Annotated in this window: 15 protein-coding genes; 10 read left to right on the forward strand and 5 right to left on the reverse strand. The window is 68.7% G+C overall.

The window, feature by feature from the left end:
• The first annotated feature begins 78 nt into the window (after positions 1 to 78).
• The 3 genes from BLW44_RS18250 to BLW44_RS09390 are packed head-to-tail and all read left to right on the forward strand — an operon-like array spanning position 79 to position 2,644.
• Positions 79 to 423: an MBL fold metallo-hydrolase gene (locus tag BLW44_RS18250; protein WP_254775125.1), complete on the forward strand. Its 345-nt coding sequence runs from the start codon at positions 79 to 81 to the stop codon at positions 421 to 423.
• Entirely contained in the window at positions 423 to 1,715 is a 1,293-nt protein-coding gene (locus BLW44_RS09385; RefSeq protein ID WP_060928197.1) for a F390 synthetase-related protein, read from the forward strand. The genes BLW44_RS18250 and BLW44_RS09385 overlap by 1 nt, the downstream gene beginning before the upstream one ends.
• Positions 1,709 to 2,644, forward strand: coding sequence for a 3-oxoacyl-ACP synthase III family protein (locus tag BLW44_RS09390; RefSeq protein ID WP_060928196.1), 936 nt, complete (start codon positions 1,709 to 1,711; stop codon positions 2,642 to 2,644). The genes BLW44_RS09385 and BLW44_RS09390 overlap by 7 nt, the downstream gene beginning before the upstream one ends.
• 9 nt (positions 2,645 to 2,653) lie before the next feature.
• Here BLW44_RS09390 and BLW44_RS09395 read toward each other — a convergent pair whose 3' ends face one another.
• Positions 2,654 to 5,095 carry a DNA gyrase/topoisomerase IV subunit A gene (locus tag BLW44_RS09395; RefSeq protein WP_139305264.1) on the reverse strand — a complete coding sequence of 814 codons (2,442 nt, stop codon included), beginning with the start codon at positions 5,093 to 5,095 and terminating at the stop codon, positions 2,654 to 2,656.
• Between the two features lie 59 nt (positions 5,096 to 5,154).
• On the opposite strand from BLW44_RS09395, the gene BLW44_RS09400 reads away from it, so the two are divergent.
• Complete coding sequence (locus tag BLW44_RS09400) at positions 5,155 to 6,276, forward strand: alkaline phosphatase family protein (RefSeq protein WP_338061381.1); 1,122 nt, start codon at positions 5,155 to 5,157, stop codon at positions 6,274 to 6,276.
• A gap of 20 nt (positions 6,277 to 6,296) precedes the next feature.
• Here BLW44_RS09400 and sepH read toward each other — a convergent pair whose 3' ends face one another.
• Positions 6,297 to 7,337 (reverse strand): septation protein SepH, encoded by a 1,041-nt coding sequence (sepH, locus tag BLW44_RS09405; RefSeq protein WP_060928193.1) that lies wholly within the window; start codon positions 7,335 to 7,337, stop codon positions 6,297 to 6,299.
• A gap of 196 nt (positions 7,338 to 7,533) precedes the next feature.
• Here sepH and BLW44_RS09410 point away from each other — a divergent pair, with 196 nt between their 5' ends.
• On the forward strand, positions 7,534 to 7,827 hold the full coding sequence (locus BLW44_RS09410) for a DUF4193 domain-containing protein (protein ID WP_060928192.1): 294 nt from the start codon (positions 7,534 to 7,536) through the stop codon (positions 7,825 to 7,827).
• Positions 7,828 to 7,921: 94 nt separating this feature from the next.
• Here BLW44_RS09410 and BLW44_RS09415 read toward each other — a convergent pair whose 3' ends face one another.
• On the reverse strand, positions 7,922 to 8,386 hold the full coding sequence (locus BLW44_RS09415; protein WP_060928191.1) for a DUF3093 domain-containing protein: 465 nt from the start codon (positions 8,384 to 8,386) through the stop codon (positions 7,922 to 7,924).
• A 12-nt stretch (positions 8,387 to 8,398) separates the two neighbouring features.
• Here BLW44_RS09415 and dut point away from each other — a divergent pair, with 12 nt between their 5' ends.
• The 5 genes from dut (at position 8,399) to dxs (ending at position 15,286) form a co-directional block, all read left to right on the forward strand.
• Positions 8,399 to 8,872: a dUTP diphosphatase gene (dut, locus tag BLW44_RS09420; protein ID WP_060928190.1), complete on the forward strand. Its 474-nt coding sequence runs from the start codon at positions 8,399 to 8,401 to the stop codon at positions 8,870 to 8,872.
• A complete protein-coding gene (locus BLW44_RS09425) occupies positions 8,865 to 9,452 on the forward strand; it encodes a DUF3710 domain-containing protein (protein WP_060928189.1) in 588 nt (195 codons plus the stop codon). The genes dut and BLW44_RS09425 overlap by 8 nt, the downstream gene beginning before the upstream one ends.
• Positions 9,449 to 10,183 carry a DUF3159 domain-containing protein gene (locus tag BLW44_RS09430; RefSeq protein WP_060928188.1) on the forward strand — a complete coding sequence of 245 codons (735 nt, stop codon included), beginning with the start codon at positions 9,449 to 9,451 and terminating at the stop codon, positions 10,181 to 10,183. The genes BLW44_RS09425 and BLW44_RS09430 overlap by 4 nt, the downstream gene beginning before the upstream one ends.
• 108 nt (positions 10,184 to 10,291) lie before the next feature.
• Complete coding sequence (locus BLW44_RS09435) at positions 10,292 to 13,174, forward strand: aconitate hydratase (RefSeq protein ID WP_174521379.1); 2,883 nt, start codon at positions 10,292 to 10,294, stop codon at positions 13,172 to 13,174.
• A gap of 171 nt (positions 13,175 to 13,345) precedes the next feature.
• The gene (gene dxs, locus BLW44_RS09440) at positions 13,346 to 15,286 is read left to right on the forward strand and encodes a 1-deoxy-D-xylulose-5-phosphate synthase (protein ID WP_060928186.1); all 1,941 of its coding nucleotides are present in this window, start codon (positions 13,346 to 13,348) and stop codon (positions 15,284 to 15,286) included.
• Between the two features lie 40 nt (positions 15,287 to 15,326).
• On the opposite strand, the gene BLW44_RS09445 is transcribed toward dxs, so the two are convergent.
• Entirely contained in the window at positions 15,327 to 15,926 is a 600-nt protein-coding gene (locus BLW44_RS09445; RefSeq protein ID WP_060928185.1) for a hypothetical protein, read from the reverse strand.
• Positions 15,923 to 16,597 carry a TetR/AcrR family transcriptional regulator gene (locus BLW44_RS09450; protein ID WP_074731738.1) on the reverse strand — a complete coding sequence of 225 codons (675 nt, stop codon included), beginning with the start codon at positions 16,595 to 16,597 and terminating at the stop codon, positions 15,923 to 15,925. The genes BLW44_RS09445 and BLW44_RS09450 overlap by 4 nt, the downstream gene beginning before the upstream one ends.
• Positions 16,598 to 16,642 lie beyond the last annotated feature (45 nt).

Below are 16,642 nucleotides of genomic sequence, written 5' to 3' on the forward strand. Positions count from 1 at the left end.
GCGAACCCTCCGTAGTCCCTCTCTGCGGTCGGGGGTGCTGACCGGGCTCTTCCCGAATGGTTCGGTGACGTCGATCGCGTGCTCCTCGACGACGGCGCGTTCCAGCCGGTGTCGGTGGGAGGTGCCGAGCTGCAGGCCCACGACCTCTTCGGCGACGGCTCCTATCTCGTGCTCGATCTCCCCGGCCACGCCGACGGGCATCTGGGGGCGCTCGTGGAGGATTCCGTGCTGCTGGCGGGCGACGCGGGGTGGGGACACGACCTCATCGAAGAGTCGGCACACCTCCGGGCACTGCCTCGCGCGATCCAGCACGACGCAGCGGCGTACGTCACGACGGCTCGGGTCCTCGAGCAGGTCGCCGCTGCCGGCATCCGAGTGGTCTGCAGTCACGATGCTGTCGGTGCGACGGAGCTGCTGAACTGATGGGCAGGCTTCGGATACTCCGGGAATTCACCGCGGTGCGATGGTTCCGCCCGTTGCGCACGCGGCGCGCGGTCGAGCGGCGCCAGCGGCGACTGCTGGCGGCGCACCTCCGCTTCCTGCGACGGCGTTCGCCGTACTTCCGCGATCAGCTGCGTTCACGCTCGTTCGTCGAACTCCCCTTCATGGACAAGAGCTTGATGATGGAGCGGTTCGACGAGATCAGCACGGTGGGCATCGCGAAGGAGGATGCCCTCGCCCTGGCTCTCGCCAACGAACGCGCGCGGGAGTTCGACGCCGACCTCGGCTCCCACTCCGTCGGTCTCTCGAGCGGGACCAGCGGCCACCGCGGCCTCTTCGTCGTCAGCGCCGCCGAGCGCGATGCCTGGGTAGGGACCGTGCTCGCGCGCACTCTGCCCCGCGGCGCGCTGCTCGGACACCGGATCGCCCTGTTCCTGCGCGCCGACAACACGCTGTACGAATCCGTCGGCTCGAGGGTGGTGTCGTTCCGCTACTTCGACGTCTTCGCCGACATGGCCGACAACCTCGCACGACTGCGCGACTACCGGCCCACGATCCTCGTCGCGCCGCCGTCTGTGCTCCGCCTGATCGCGCGTGCGGTGGATGCCGGCGAACTCGAGCTCAGGCCCCGGAAGGTGTACTCGGTCGCCGAGGTGCTCGAGCTCGCGGACGAGCAGCGTATCGTGCGGTCGCTGAAGCAGGACCGGCTGCACCAGCTCTACCAGTGCACCGAGGGATTCCTCGCACACACCTGCGAGCAGGGTGTGATTCACCTGAACGAGGACAACATCCTCGTCGAGCGCGAGATGCTGGATGACGTCCGGTTCACGCCCATCGTGACGGATCTCCGTCGACGCGCGCAGCCGATCGTGCGCTACCGCCTCGGTGATGTCCTGCGGGAGTGTTCCGATCCCTGCCCGTGCGGCAGTGCGCTCACGGCGATCGAGCGGATCGAGGGACGAGAGGGCGACACTCTGGTGCTCCGCGGTCAGGACGGGCGCAGCATCCCGGTCTTCGCCGACGTGATCACCCGCGCCCTGCTCTATGCCGAGGGCTTCGACGAGTACCGGATCCGCCAGATCGGCGACGCACAGCTCGAGATCGCGCTGGACCGCCTGGATGACGGCTCCGTGGGCAGCGTTCGGAGCGAGGTGCATGCGCTGCTGGACCGGCTCGGCTGCGAGCGTCCGGAGATCTCCTTCGTGGAGTATGTGAACGACGGCTCGGCCAAGTTGCGCCGCGTCGTGCAGGAATGGGGGGAGCGTCGATGGTGAGGAACTGCGAGATCGCGGGGTGGGGGACATCGCTGCCCGCGCGGACCGTCCGGTTCGGCGGCGAGATCAGGTACCGGATCGAAGACGACCGCTCGCACCTCGACATGCTCACCGAGGCATGTGAGCGCGCACTGACCCACGCGGGGATCACGGCGGACGAGGTCGATCTGGTGCTCGGCGCCTCTGCCGCGGGCGTGCAGCCCATCCCGTGCACCGCGGCGCTCGTGCTCGAGCGTCTCACCCTGACGGGTCACGCCGCCGCCTTCGACGTCAACTCGACCTGCACGAGCTTCATCACCGCACTCGATGTCGCGTCGCGGTACCTCGATGCGGGCGATCACGAAACGATCCTCGTCTTCGCCGGCGACGTGGGCAGCCGCTTCCTCAACCCCGAGCAGCGCGAGAGCTACGAGCTGTTCAGCGACGCCGGAGCGGCCGTCGTGCTCAGGCGCTCGATCGACGCCGACCGGGGCGTGATCGCCAGCGCCCAGCGCACCTGGCCCGCGTACGCGCACGACACCGAGATCAGGGGAGGCCTCTCGCGCTCGCCCGCCCAGGTCTATGCAGAGGCGGATCCGGCGGACTACCTGTTCGATATGAACGGCCGACGGGCGCTACTCGGGATGATGCGCGTGCTGCCGGAGTTCTTCGAGACGTTCCACAACTCATCCGGCGTGGCGTACGACGATGTCGCGCTATGGGTCCCGCACCAGGCCTCCGCGGCACTCGGGCCGATGCTGGACCGCCTGGGCATACCGGCCGAGCGCAGGATCGACGAAGTGTCCGCCTACGGGAACATGGTCTCCGCCTCGGTGCCGTTCATGCTCGCTCGCGCTCTCGAGAGCGGACGAGTCGGTCGAGGGGACACCGTCATCCTCTGCGGCACGGCAGCCGGCCTCACCGCGAACATCCTGGCGCTGCGGCTCTGAGCCGTCGACTCACACCAGGGTGCGGCCGATGCTGCCGATCACACCCTCGATCGGCTGACCCGAGCCATCGCGACGTGCGACGGCGTCGGGCAGCTTGCGCACGGCTCCGGTCGGATCGACGGCCTGCGCGGGGTTCGGGCCCACCCACGCCACCGTGAGGCGGTCTTCGCCTTTGAGGAACGCGTGCGCGCGGACGCCGCCGGTCGCTCGGCCCTTCGAGGGGTACTCCGCGAACGGGGTGACCTTGCCGCGGCCGGGATCCGTGCCAGGCAGGCTGCTCTCCGCTCCGGATACGGTCGCGACCACGGCATCGGCGTCGGGCGAGACTGCGCCGAAGAAGAGGACGGAGGCTCCTGCGCCGAGCTTGATGCCCGCCATGCCACCGGCGGGGGCTCCCTGCGGCCGCACTGCGGATGCCGAGAAGCGCAGCAGCTGCGCGTCCGTGGTCACGAACACGAGATCCGCGTCGTCCTGAGCGTCGGCGATGCCGACCACGGTGTCGCCGGGCTTCATGCCGATGACCTCGAGGTCGGGACGCACGGGCAGGGCTGCGGGCACGATGCGCTTCACCGTGCCCTGCGCGGTGCCCAGCGCGATCGGGGTGTCGCTGTCGAAGCGCACGAATCCGAGGATCCGCTCCCCTCGGGTGGTGATACCGAGATAGTCGCGAAGCGGAGCGCCCGCTGCCAGTTGCACGGACGAGGACGGCACGGACGGGAGGTCGACGGGGGAGAACCGCAGTACGCGGCCCTCGGTCGTCAACGCCCCGATCTCGGCGCGCACCGTCGTCTGCACGGTCGCCAGGATCGCGTCGTGCTTGCTGCGCCGAGCCGGCGTCGTGAGCTCCTGACCCTCGCCGAGGTCGACGCGCACCGCGCGACCTGTCGTGGACAGCACCAGCACGGTGGGCGCATCCGCGATCTGCAGGTCGACGGCACCCTTCGTGGCCCGGGGCTTGGGAGGTGCGGCGTTCATCAGCAGGGTGCGTCGAGGAGTGCCGTAGGCGTCGGCCACGGCATCCAGCTCCCGTGCCACCGCGGCCCGCAGCAGCACGTCGCTGCCGAGCAGTTCCCGCAGCGCGGCGATCTCGGCGAGGAGGGAGTCGCGCTCGGCCTCGAGCTCGATGCGGGAGAACTTGGTGAGCCGACGCAGGCGCAGCTCGAGGATGTACTCGGCCTGCAGCTCGCTCAGGTCGAAGACCGAGCGCAGCCGGGTGCGCGCCTGCTCCGAGTCGTCGGACGAGCGGATGACCTGGATGACCTCGTCGATGTCGAGGATCGCGATGAGCAGCCCCTCGACCAGGTGCAGTCGCTCTTCGCGACGCGCGAGCCGGAAACGGCTGCGACGGGTGATCACCTCGAGGCGGTGCGCCACATAGACGCGGAGCATCTCCTTGAGGCCGAGCGTGCGCGGCTGCCCGTCGACCAGAGCGACGTTGTTGATGCTGAAGGAGTCTTCCAGGGGCGTGAGACGGTACAGCTGCTCGAGCACGGCGTTCGGATCGAAGCCGGTCTTGATGCCGATGGCGACGCGAAGTCCGTGATTGCGGTCGGTGAGGTCGGTGACGTCGCTGATGCCCTGCAGCTTCTTCGACTGCACCGCGTCGCGGATCTTCTCGATCAGCCGCTCAGGGCCGACCATGTACGGCAGCTCGGACACGATGATGCCGGTGCGACGGGGTCCGAGCGGTTCGACCGAGACCTTACCCCGGACCTTGAGCGCTCCGCGGCCGTTCGCGTACGCGTCCTTGACGCCGTCGAGGCCCATGAGGATGCCGCCGGACGGGAAGTCGGGACCCGGGACGAACTCCATGAGGTCCTCGGTCGTCGCGTCCGGGTTCTCGAGCAGATGGGTCGCCGCGGCCACGACCTCGATCAGGTTGTGCGGCGCCATGTTGGTGGCCATGCCGACGGCGATGCCGCTGGCGCCGTTGACGAGGAGGTTCGGGAAGGCGGCCGGGAGCACGGAGGGCTGCTGGAACTGCCCGTCGTAGTTCGGGATGAAGTCGACGACGTCCTCGTCGAGATCCTCCGTCAGTGCCATCGCGGGAGAGGCCAGGCGCGCCTCGGTGTAGCGGGCGGCGGCGGGTCCGTCATCCAGCGAGCCGAAGTTGCCGTGGCCGTCGACGAGCGGCACACGCAGTGCCCAGTCCTGGGCGAGGCGCACCAGAGCGTCGTAGATCGCCGAATCGCCGTGGGGGTGCAGCTTTCCCATGACCTCGCCGACGACGCGCGCGCTCTTGACGTGTCCGCGGTCGGGCCGCAGACCCATCTCGGCCATCTGGTAGAGGATGCGCCGCTGCACCGGCTTCAGGCCGTCGCGGGCATCGGGCAGTGCGCGCGAGTAGATGACCGAGTACGCGTATTCGAGGAACGACCCCTGCATCTCGCTTTCGAGGTCGATGTCCTGGATACGCTCCGGGGCGAGCTCGGGAGGCGGGGTCTTGGGCATGGCCATCCTGAATGGTGCGAGGCTGAGGGCGTACGGGAGCCTGTGTCAGACTGGCTCGGATGTCCCTCATGCTACCGCCCGAGTCGTCTGCAGCCCGGAGCGTCGCCGGGGTGGCGGACGACATGTTCGCCGCACTCCGGGGCGAATCCGGGGTTCTGCCGCGCGCGGAGTCGGTCGTGCTGGTCCTCATCGACGGACTCGGTGCGATCAGTCTCCGCGCTCACGCCGGCCACGCGCGCGCACTCACGACCGGGATGGCGAAGAAGGATGTCGCGCATTCCGTCTTCCCCTCCACGACTGCGGCCGCGCTCACGACCCTGCTGACCGGCGTCTGGCCGGGGCAGCACGGCCTGGTCGGGTATCGGGTGCTCGACCCGTCGCGGGGGATCCTCGTCAACCAGCTCACCGGCTGGGAGGCCGAAGGGCTGGACCCCGCGACCTGGCAGGCGTCTCCCACCGTGTTCGAGCGCGCGGCAGCCGAAGGACGTCCGACGTTCGCTGTCGGGGTCGCCGCCTACGCGGGCAGTGGCTTCACGCGAGCGACTCTGCGCGGAGCGGAGTTCGTCGCCGCGCAGACGCCCGCCGAGCGGGTGGCGGCCGCGTACGACCTGGCCGAACGGCATCCGGGCTCCCTCGTGTACTGCTACCTCCCCGAAGCGGACAAGGCGGGACACCGCTACGGCGTCGACTCCGGGCACTGGGTCGCCGCACTCGAGGAGATCGACGCCGCCCTGTCGCGCCGCGTTCCCCCCGGCGTCGGGGTTCTCGTGACCTCGGACCACGGGATGGTCGACGTCCCCGCCCACCGCCAGGTCGTCCTGGAGGCGGAGCACCTCGAGGGCGTCGCCCTCGTCGGCGGCGAGCCGCGGATGCTGCACCTCTACCTGGACCCTGACGCGGATGCCGAGGCGGTGTCGTCCCGCCTGACGGCGGACCTGGACGGACTCGCGGACGTGGGCACCCGTCGGACCGCGATCGATGCAGGGCTGTTCGGTCCCGTGGTCACCTCGGCCGCCGCGTCGCGGATCGGAGATGTGCTCGTCGTCTCGCGGAACAACCACGCCGTGTACGACGGGACGGCGCACGATCAGCGTAACCGGGGGATGATCGGTCAGCACGGAGGTCTCACGCCCGAAGAGCGTCAAGTGCCCCTGCTGCGATTCGGGGTCTTCGCCCGCTGATCCGATGGCGGCGAGCGATCCTACTCGTCGGTGCGGGCTCCGAACACGATCTCGTCCCACGAGGGCATCGCGTTGCGGCGCTTGCGACGACCGCCGGTCGTCTCGTTCGACGGCTCCGGGGCGGCGGCCGTCGGATCGTCGTCCTCGTCCGAGTCGGCACTCTCGAACGCGTCGAAGAGGGCGATCGGGCTCTGCCCGGTCTCCTCGTCGACATCGTCGATAATCGGAGCGGTCTCGCGCTGGCCGCGCCGACGGCGCAGGGCCTCGAGAAGGTCGGCGGTCTCGGGGCTGGTCGTCGACGAGTCCGGTGCGCGCTTGATGGCCGCATCCTGCACCGCTGCCGTGGAACGCTCCGGTGCCGCGGGGTCTTCGATGTCGGCTTCCGGTGCCGGCACGAGCCGCGGACCGAAGGCGCCGGAGTCGAAACGGCTGTCGTCCTTGTACGGGGACGGCTGGCGCTCCGCCTCGACGGCGCGCAGCCGCGGGATGAGTCCATCCGGGAGCGAACCCTGGCGGGAGAGCTGAGTCGCGTCGGCGTTGAGCGGCGACAGTGCGCTGCGACGGGGATCGAAGCTCCACCTCGCATCGTGCTCGACCTCGTTGGCCGAGAACTCGAGCTTGATGATCCAGCCGCTCTCGTCCTTCCAGCTGGCCCAGCGCTCGGACGACGCCTCGAGCTCGGCGAGCTTGGCGCGGATGGCGGTGCCGAAGGTCGGCTGCGCGTCCGGCTCGACCTCGCTGCCGATCAGGACAGGAACGGCGAGGGCCTGACCGATGACATGCTCACGTTCGGCGAGGACGGGACCTTCGAAGCGGGCGACGTCCTCGACGGAGATGCCGAGCAGCTCTGCCACCTCCGGGGCCGTGAGCCCCGCGCGGATCTGCGCCTGGATGTCGCGGGGACTCGCGGCGAGGCGCTGGGCGGTGGGCTCGCTCTGGCGGGTGGCGCGACGGATCTCACGGTGCAGGACGTCGTCGATGGGCAGCGCGAACCGCTCGCCCGACTCGGTCGCGAGTACGAGCACTCCTGCTTCTGTGCCGACGATGGTGACGTTTTCCATGCGAATGCCCCTCTGATGGGTGTGCGTTCATGGTGTCACGCGGGGGTGCCAGGAGCCGGGAATACTCTGGGCGTGCCGTCAGTTTGGTCTGTCGCACCCACGGGCATTTGCTTATTCGTTCGTGGTCGTGCAAACTATGGCCGCCGATTACCCCGACGGCGCACCACCCACTCGCATGAAAGTGGAGATTCACCACATGGCAACCGACTACGACGCTCCCCGCAAGAGTGAAGACGACTCCGAGTCGATCGAAGCCCTCAAGGAGCGTGTGCCGGACAAGCTCTCCGGTTCCACGGGAGACGAGGACGCGGACAATCCGTCCAGCTTCGACCTCCCCGGAGCCGATCTTTCCGACCTCGAGCTCGATGTCGTCGTGCTGCCCGCGCAGCAGGACGAATTCACCTGCATGAACTGCTTCCTCGTGAAGCACCGTTCACAGCTCGATCACGAGGGCTCCTCCGGCCCCATCTGCAAGGAGTGCGCCGCCTGAGCGCACGCGAACGAGATTCCACGCGCCCCCGGCCTCACGGTCAGGGGCGCGTCGTCTTTTCCGAGCGGAGGGTCACTCAGCGCTGTGCTGCGACTCAGCGCTGTGCCGCGACGATGGCGGCGGCCAGACGATCGGGCGTCCGCGACGAGATGGTCCACGTGTCGACGGGGTCGTCCTGGTCGAGATTGGGCACGACGACGATGCCGTCGATGCCCCCGCGGATGAGATGCCAGCCGCGTGCCGGCAGCCCCGGTCCTCGCGCCTGTCGCGCCTCCTCGGCGTTCAACGCGACGGGCGCCCCGAGGTGGGAGACGTCGATGTGGGCACGGCCGGCACGGAGCACCCCGCCCTCGACGCTGACCACGGGATTGAGGACGATGAACGCGACGACGAGCAGCGCGGAGACCGCCGCTCCCACGATCAGGGCGATGGTCGATCCGACGGGGACGAAGATGAGGGACACCATGGGGCCGGCGAGGGCGACCGTCACCAGCAGCCAGAGGCTGGGCGACAGTCGCTCGCGGTAGCTGATCCGCGCGTCGGGGGCGTTGTTCTGCATTAGCCTCGTGGGGTGACTGAATCCGTTGATGTCCCCATTATCGCCTCTACGGTCCCCGGCTACGCCCACCCCGGCGATGCCGGAGCGGATCTGGTGGCTGCCGAGGCCGTGCATCTGGGCCCGGGGGAGCGCGCGCTGGTCGCGACCGGCGTGCGCATCGCGCTGCCGGACGGCTACGCGGCATTCGTGGTGCCGCGCAGCGGCCTGGCGGCGAAGCACGGCATCTCGATCGTCAACTCGCCCGGCACCGTGGATGCGGGATACCGCGGTGAGATCAAGGTGAGCCTGATCAACACCGACATCCACAGCGCGTACGATGTCGCCGTCGGCGATCGCATCGCACAGCTGATCGTGATGCCGGTCACCCGTGCCGTGTTCCTCCCCGTCGAGGAGCTGCCGGACAGCGTCCGCGGCGAAGGCGGCTTCGGGTCGACCGGCTACCAGGCAGGAACCGATTCCCGTTCGGGAGGACACACCAATGACTGACAACAACGCCACCCCCTCGAAGTCAGCACCGCTGGACCGAGCGACCCAGGGTCCGTTCGACGACTCCGAAGCCAACCCCGTCCGTCCGTACATCGACCTCGGCGGCATCAAGATCCTCCCGCGCGAGGGTCTGAATCTGCGTCTCGAGGTCGAGGAGCAGTCCAAGCGCATCGTCGCGGTCGGCCTCGACTACGCGGACTCCTCCCTGCAGGTGCAGCCGTTCGCCGCGCCGCGCTCCGGAGGTCTCTGGGACGAGACCCGCGTGCAGCTGCGCGACCAGGTGCGCACCCAGGGCGGCCGCGTCGAAGAGCGCGAGGGTCCCCTCGGCAAGGAGCTGCTCGCCGAGGTGCCGGCTACCGCGAACGAGGGATCCGAGCTCCGGCTCGCCCGTTTCGTCGGCATCGACGGACCTCGCTGGTTCCTGCGTGGTGTGATCGGCGGCGCCGCGGCATCCGATCTCGAGGCCGCGGCCCAGGTCGAGGACCTCTTCCGCTCCATCGTCGTCGTGCGCGGGGGCGCCCCGATGCCGCCGCGCGACCTGATCCCGCTGAAGATGCCGGCGACCCCCGGCTCCGCGTGAGCGCGCAGACACCGGACCCTGAGCGCGAGCAGAGCGCGTCGGAGATCCTCGGCGCGGCGCTCGGCGGTGCCGCCAGACGTGCGGGCCTCGACCCTTCCGAGAGCGCCAGCACCCAGAAGGTCGTCTGGTCGGCGATCGGCGGGTGGCGCGGCATCCTCGAGTCCGTGCTGCCGAGCCTGGCCTTCGTCGTGCTGTTCACGATCAGCCCTGAGCCCCTGGTCCTCGCCCTCGGCGTGTCGGTCGGCCTCGCTGCGCTGTTCACCATCGTCCGGCTCGTGCAGAAATCGCCGCCCTCGGCCGCGATCGGGGGGCTCGTCGCCGCGGGCGCGGCCGCGGGGCTCGCGCTGTGGACGGGACGCGGACAGGACAACTTCGTACCCGGCCTCATCACGAATGCCGCCTACGGCACGGCGATCCTCATCTCGGCGCTGATCGGCTGGTCCCTCATCGGGCTCGCGGTCGGCTTCCTGATGGGAGAGGGTACCGGCTGGCGTGCCGACCGCCGCAAGCGACGGGCCTTCTTCTGGCTCGGCATCGCGTGGGCTGCGCTCTTCTTCGCCCGACTCGCGGTGCAGCTCCCGCTGTACCTGACCGAGCAGGTGACCGCGCTCGGCACGCTGAAGCTGATCATGGGGCTGCCGCTGTTCGCGCCGCTCATCGCCGTCACCTGGCTGGTCGTGAGGGCGCTGTATCCGCGCACTCCGGCGGATGACGCACGCTCGGCGGCGTGATAGATTTATCTTGACATCAAGATAAATTGAAGGCTTCCGCCCGGAGGCTGAGCGGAGCAGACTGGTTAGGTCTGCCTTGCTAGCCGCAGGGGCTCGCTGACGAGCAAGATGGAGGCGCCTGTCGCTCCCATCCGAATAGAAGGAGACGGATTCGTGTCCACGGTGAACAGCTTCGGTGCCAAGAGCACCCTGACGGTCGGCAGCACCGACTACGAGATCTTCCGCATCGACACGGTGCCCGGTTTCGACAAGCTCCCCTTCAGCCTCAAGGTCCTCCTCGAGAACCTGCTGCGCACCGAAGACGGCGCGAACGTGACGAAGGCCCAGATCGAGGCCCTCGGCTCCTGGGATGCTGCGGCTGAGCCCAGCACTGAGATCCAGTTCACGCCCGCCCGTGTCGTCATGCAGGACTTCACCGGTGTGCCCTGCATCGTCGACCTCGCCACCATGCGCGAGGCGGTCACGGCACTCGGCGGAGACCCGAACAAGATCAACCCGCTCTCGCCCGCCGAGATGGTGATCGACCACTCGGTCATCGCCGACCTCTTCGGCTCCGAGAACGCGCTCGAGCGCAACGTCGAGATCGAGTACGAGCGCAACGGCGAGCGGTACCAGTTCCTGCGCTGGGGCCAGACGGCCTTCAGCGACTTCAAGGTCGTCCCGCCGGGAACCGGCATCGTGCACCAGGTCAACATCGAGCACCTGGCCAAGGTCATCTACGACCGTGACGTGGACGGCGTGCTGCGCGCCTACCCCGACACCTGCGTCGGCACCGACTCGCACACGACCATGGTCAACGGTCTCGGTGTGCTCGGCTGGGGCGTCGGCGGCATCGAGGCGGAGGCGGCCATGCTCGGCCAGCCCGTGTCGATGCTCATCCCGCGCGTGGTCGGGTTCAAGCTCTCGGGTGAGATCCCTGCCGGCGTCACCGCGACCGACGTGGTCCTGACCATCACCGACCTGCTGCGCAAGCACGGGGTCGTCGGCAAGTTCGTCGAGTTCTACGGCGAGGGCGTCGCATCCGTGCCGCTGGCCAACCGCGCCACGATCGGCAACATGTCGCCGGAGTTCGGCTCCACCGCCGCGATCTTCCCGATCGACGACGTCACCCTCGACTACCTGCGCCTCACCGGTCGCAGCGAAGAGGCCGTCGCACTCGTCGAGGCGTACGCGAAGGAGCAGAAGCTCTGGCACGACGCATCGCAGGAGCCCGTCTTCAGCGAGTACCTGGAGCTCGACCTCGGCACCGTCGTACCGTCGATCGCCGGCCCGAAGCGCCCGCAGGACCGCATCCTCCTCTCCGAGGCGAAGACGCAGTTCGAGCAGGACATCCTCGCCTACGCCGCACCCTCGACCTCGGACGACATGGTCGACCTCGAGTCGAAGCACTCGTTCCCCGCGTCGGACCCTGGCAACGCCCCCGGCGAGGAGGAGCCGCGTACCACCCGGCCCGTGCACATCAACAGCGGCGCACCGGCGAACGCGTCGAAGCCCGTCCCGGTGACCACACCGAGCGGCGAGCACTACATCCTCGACAACGGTGCGGTCACCCTCGCGGCGATCACCTCGTGCACCAACACCTCGAACCCGTCGGTGATGATCGCCGCCGGTCTCGTCGCCCGCAAGGCGCTCGAGAAGGGGCTCAAGCAGAAGCCGTGGGTCAAGACCACGCTCGGACCCGGATCCAAGGTCGTCACCGACTACTACGAGAAGTCCGGCCTCGACAAGGACCTCGAGGGCCTCGGGTTCTACACCGTCGGCTACGGCTGCACCATCTGCATCGGAAACTCCGGTCCGCTGATCGAAGAGGTCTCCGAGGCGATCAACTCGCACGACCTCGCCGTGACCGCTGTGCTCTCGGGCAACCGCAACTTCGAGGGCCGCATCAGCCCCGACGTGAAGATGAACTACCTCGCCAGCCCGCCGCTCGTGATCGCCTACGCGCTGGCCGGATCGATGCACTTCGACTTCGAGAACGACGCGCTCGGCAAGGGATCCGACGGCAACGACGTGTTCCTCAAGGACATCTGGCCGACGCCGGACGAGGTGCAGGAGATCGTCGACTCGTCGATCTCGCGTGAGCAGTTCATCAAGCAGTACGCGACCGTCTTCGACGGCGACGAGCGCTGGCGCAGCCTGCCCACCCCGGACGACGACATCTTCCAGTGGGACGAGAACTCGACCTACGTGCGCAAGGCGCCGTACTTCGACGGCATGACGATGGAGCTCACGCCGGTGCGCGACATCGAGGGTGCCCGCGTGATGGCGACTCTCGGCGACTCGGTCACGACCGACCACATCTCGCCGGCCGGAAACATCAAGCCGGGTACGCCCGCCGCTCAGTACCTCACCGAGCACGGTGTGGACCGCAAGGACTTCAACTCCTTCGGCTCACGTCGTGGCAACCACGAGGTGATGATCCGCGGCACCTTCGCGAACATCCGTCTGAAGAACCTGATGGTCTCGGCCGTCAACGACGGTCAGGTCGTCGAGGGTGGATACACCCGCGACTTCACGCAGCCCGGCGGCCCGCAGTCGTACATCTACGACGCGAGCATGAACTACCAGGAGCAGGGCACGCCCCTCGTCATCTTCGGTGGCAAGGAGTACGGTTCCGGCTCCTCCCGCGACTGGGCGGCCAAGGGCACGAGCCTGCTGGGCGTCAAGGCGGTCATCACCGAGAGCTTCGAGCGCATCCACCGCTCGAACCTGATCGGCATGGGCGTCGTCCCGCTGCAGTTCCCCGCCGGTCAGAGCTGGGAGTCGCTCGGACTCGACGGCACCGAGATCGTCTCGATCTCGGGACTCGAGGAGCTCAACAACGGCGTGACCCCGAAGACGGTCCGCGTCACGGCCACCCCGAGCGACGAGTCGCCCGAGGGCAAGCAGGTCGTGGAGTTCGACGCGGTCGTCCGCATCGACACCCCCGGTGAGGCGGACTACTACCGCAACGGCGGCATCCTGCAGTACGTGCTGCGCTCGCTGGTCTGATCACCCGCGTACAGAGGGCCCGGTTCTTCGGAACCGGGCCCTCTGTCGTGTGCCGGGACTGCTGTCAAGGGGAGCGGCGTTCTCCGAGCTTTCCCGGATGCCCGGGGTAGGATCGAGCAGGCGTTCGAACCGGAATCGGATGCCGCAAACGGTGCCTATGAGGAGGTGCAGATGCCCATTCTTCCGAGCATCTCAGGACCCCGTGACCTCGACTCCCTGTCTGAGGATCAGCTCGTCGAACTCGCTGAGGAGATCCGTGAGTTCCTCGTCGAGAACGTCTCGCGCACCGGCGGTCACCTCGGCCCGAACCTGGGCGTCGTCGAGCTCACGATCGCCCTGCACCGGGTGTTCTCCTCGCCGGACGATCCGTTCATCTTCGACACCGGGCATCAGTCGTACGTGCACAAGCTGCTGACGGGGCGTCAGGACTTCTCGTCCCTGCGGGTCCGCGGCGGCCTGGCCGGCTATCCGCAGCGTTCCGAGAGCGCTCACGACGTGGTCGAGTCCTCGCACGCGTCGAGCTCTCTCAGCTGGGCGGACGGCGTCTCGCGAGCCCTCACCGCGACCGGTCGCGCCGACCGCCACGTGGTCGCCGTCGTCGGAGACGGTGCGCTGACCGGCGGGATGACGTGGGAAGCCCTCAACAACATCTCCGACGACAACGACCGCAACCTCGTGGTCGTCGTGAACGACAACGGACGCTCCTACGCTCCCACCATCGGCGGGATGTCCCGATTCCTGAACCGCGTGCGCACGGCTGCTGCCTACAAAGAGCTCCACCACAAGTCAGACCGGCTCTTCCGAGCCTTCGGTCCGGTCGGTCGGGCGGTCTTCCGCGGTGTCCGCGGCGGTACGCACGGATTCCTCTCGCGCTTCACGAACAACGAGGCGCTGTATTCCAATCTCGACATCAAGTACCTCGGGCCGGTCGACGGGCATGATCTGCCCGCGCTCCTGGAGACGCTGGAGCTGGCGAAGTCGTACGGAGCCCCGGTCATCGTCCACGCGATCACCGAGAAGGGACGCGGCTATCAGCCCGCCCGCGACGATGTCGCGGATCAGTTCCATGCCGTCGGACGCATCGACCCGACGACGGGTGAGACCCTGTCGTCCGGGGGGACCGGATGGACGGATGTCTTCTCCGACGCGCTCGTGGCCGTGGGGGAGCGACGGGACGACGTCATCGCGATGACGGCTGCGATGCTGCGACCCACCGGTCTCGCGCCCTTCGCCGAGAGATTCCCCGACCGCGTCTACGACGTGGGCATCGCCGAGCAGCACGCCGTCGCCTCGGCGGCCGGGCTCGCCTTCGGCGGACTCCACCCCGTCGTGGCGGTGTACGCGACCTTCATGGGTCGCGCCTTCGATCAGGTGCTGATGGACGTCGCGCTGCATCGTGCCGGCGTCACCTTCGTGCTGGATCGCGCGGGTGTCACGGGCCCCGACGGCCCGAGTCACCACGGCATGTGGGATCTGGCGATGCTCCAGATCGTGCCGCACATCCGCATCGCGGCACCTCGAGACGGCGTGCGCCTGACCGAGGCGCTCAATGAGGCGGTGCTCGTCGACGACGCGCCCACCGTCATCCGCTTCCCCAAGGGCGATGTGGCTTCGGAGCTTCCTGCGGTCGAGCGGCTGCACGACGGCGTGGACGTGCTCGCACGGGGCGAGTCCGAAGACGTGCTGCTCGTCGCCATCGGACCCTTCGCTGCGCTGGCGATGGACGTGGCCGAACGGCTGCGCGCGCAGGGGATCGGGGCGACCGTCATCGATCCACGGTGGGCGATTCCCGTCCAGCCGTCGGTCGTGAGCATGGCGGCGCGCCACCGGCTCGTGATCACCCTCGAAGACGGCATCCGCGTCGGCGGCATCGGCACGCGCGTGCGCCAGGTGCTGCGCGAGGCCGGTATCGACACGGCCGTCGACGAGCTGGGACTGCCCGACGAGTTCATCGATCACGCCTCTCGCGATCAGATCCTCGCGGATGCGGGGCTCACCGCCTCGAAGATCGCGCAGGACGTCGTCGCGCAGGTGCTGGGGACCAGGATTCCGGTCGCCCGTCACGCGGGCGAGACCGGCACCATCGATCTGCCCCTGCACGAGCGGCGCTGACGGCGCTGGGCGCCCGAGGGGTCATCCCAGGGGCAACCGCTCACCGGATCGGTGAGGCTCCGTCGGCGAGCGCATCCTCCGTCGCGGCATCGTGATCGATGGGCCCCCGGCGGCCGCGGCGGCGCGGGAGGAGTCCGGCGTCTCGGCGGAGTGCGCGTCGCGCGGTCAACCACCAGCCGAGGGGCACGGCGAGCGTCACCGCGATCGCGGGCATGCCGAATGTCAGCGCTCCGGCGGGGGAGAGGAACCACGAGGCGTCCGGCCCGCCGAGAGTCGCCAGATAGGCGTACCCCAGGCCGGCACCGATCAGCGTGTAGCACAGCAGGTGGATCGCGATCGGCCGCACCCGGCGCAGCACGGAGGCCAGCGGCCACACGACGAGGAGCGCGAACGGCAGCAGCAGCAGCGCGACGATGCCGGCCACGACCATGACCACGAGCACCATCCCGACCAAGGATCCGACTGCAGCGAGATCGAACCCTGAAGAGCCGGGGATCGTGACGATCGCCGCGACGAGGAGACCTGCGGGGAGCAGCGCGAGGAACAGCACCCAGGTCGTGAGTGCCCCAGCGAGCAGCTCGTCGCGCGTGAAGGCCATCGGATGCTCCGGAGTGCGCACCGACGACTCCGGCGTCGTCATGCGCGCACCTCCGTGATCAGGGTGAGCAGCTCTCTCGTGGCGTGGTGCAGACCGGGGACCCTGACGAACGGCAGTGCGACGGCGAGCAGACGCATCCCGGCGGCGAGCAGCTCTCGCGTCTTCCGCTGCTCCGCAGAGTTGTCATAGGTCCAGCGGAGGACGAGAGCGAGGTGGATGACGAGCAGCGCCTCGGGGAGCAGGGTGGCGACATCGGCGGGCAGACGGTGCTGAGCGCCGTCGACCGCATCGCGGAACAGGGAGACCGTCAGGTCGCGCGCGGGCGTCGAATCGGCGGAGAGCGGGTTGATGGGGGAGTCGGGCGCGATCATCGCCGCGAGGAATCCCGGCGCGACGCTGCGATAGGCGGCGAGGGTCTCCAGCCCCGCTTCGAAGACGATCCGCAGCCGGCCGACGAGCGAGCGCTCAGAGTCGAGACGGCTGCGTGCTGTCACCTCGTGCTCGCGCTGCACCCGTTCGTACAGCGCCTGGACGAGATGATCCTTCGATGGGAAGTAGTAGTACGCGTTGCTGACGGAGACCCCGGCCTGATCGGCGATACGCCGCATCGTGGACTCCGCGTATCCCCGCGTCATGAACGAGTCGATCGCCGCAGCGCTGATGCGAGCGCGGGTCCGCTCGCTCTTACTCCCCGATGACCCAGTTTCGAACATGTTCAAAAACTAGCACAGAGGTGTGCTCTGGCATCGAGAGCAGGT

The sequence above is a fragment of the Microbacterium hydrocarbonoxydans genome (genome assembly GCF_900105205.1).
Classification (GTDB): domain Bacteria; phylum Actinomycetota; class Actinomycetes; order Actinomycetales; family Microbacteriaceae; genus Microbacterium; species Microbacterium hydrocarbonoxydans.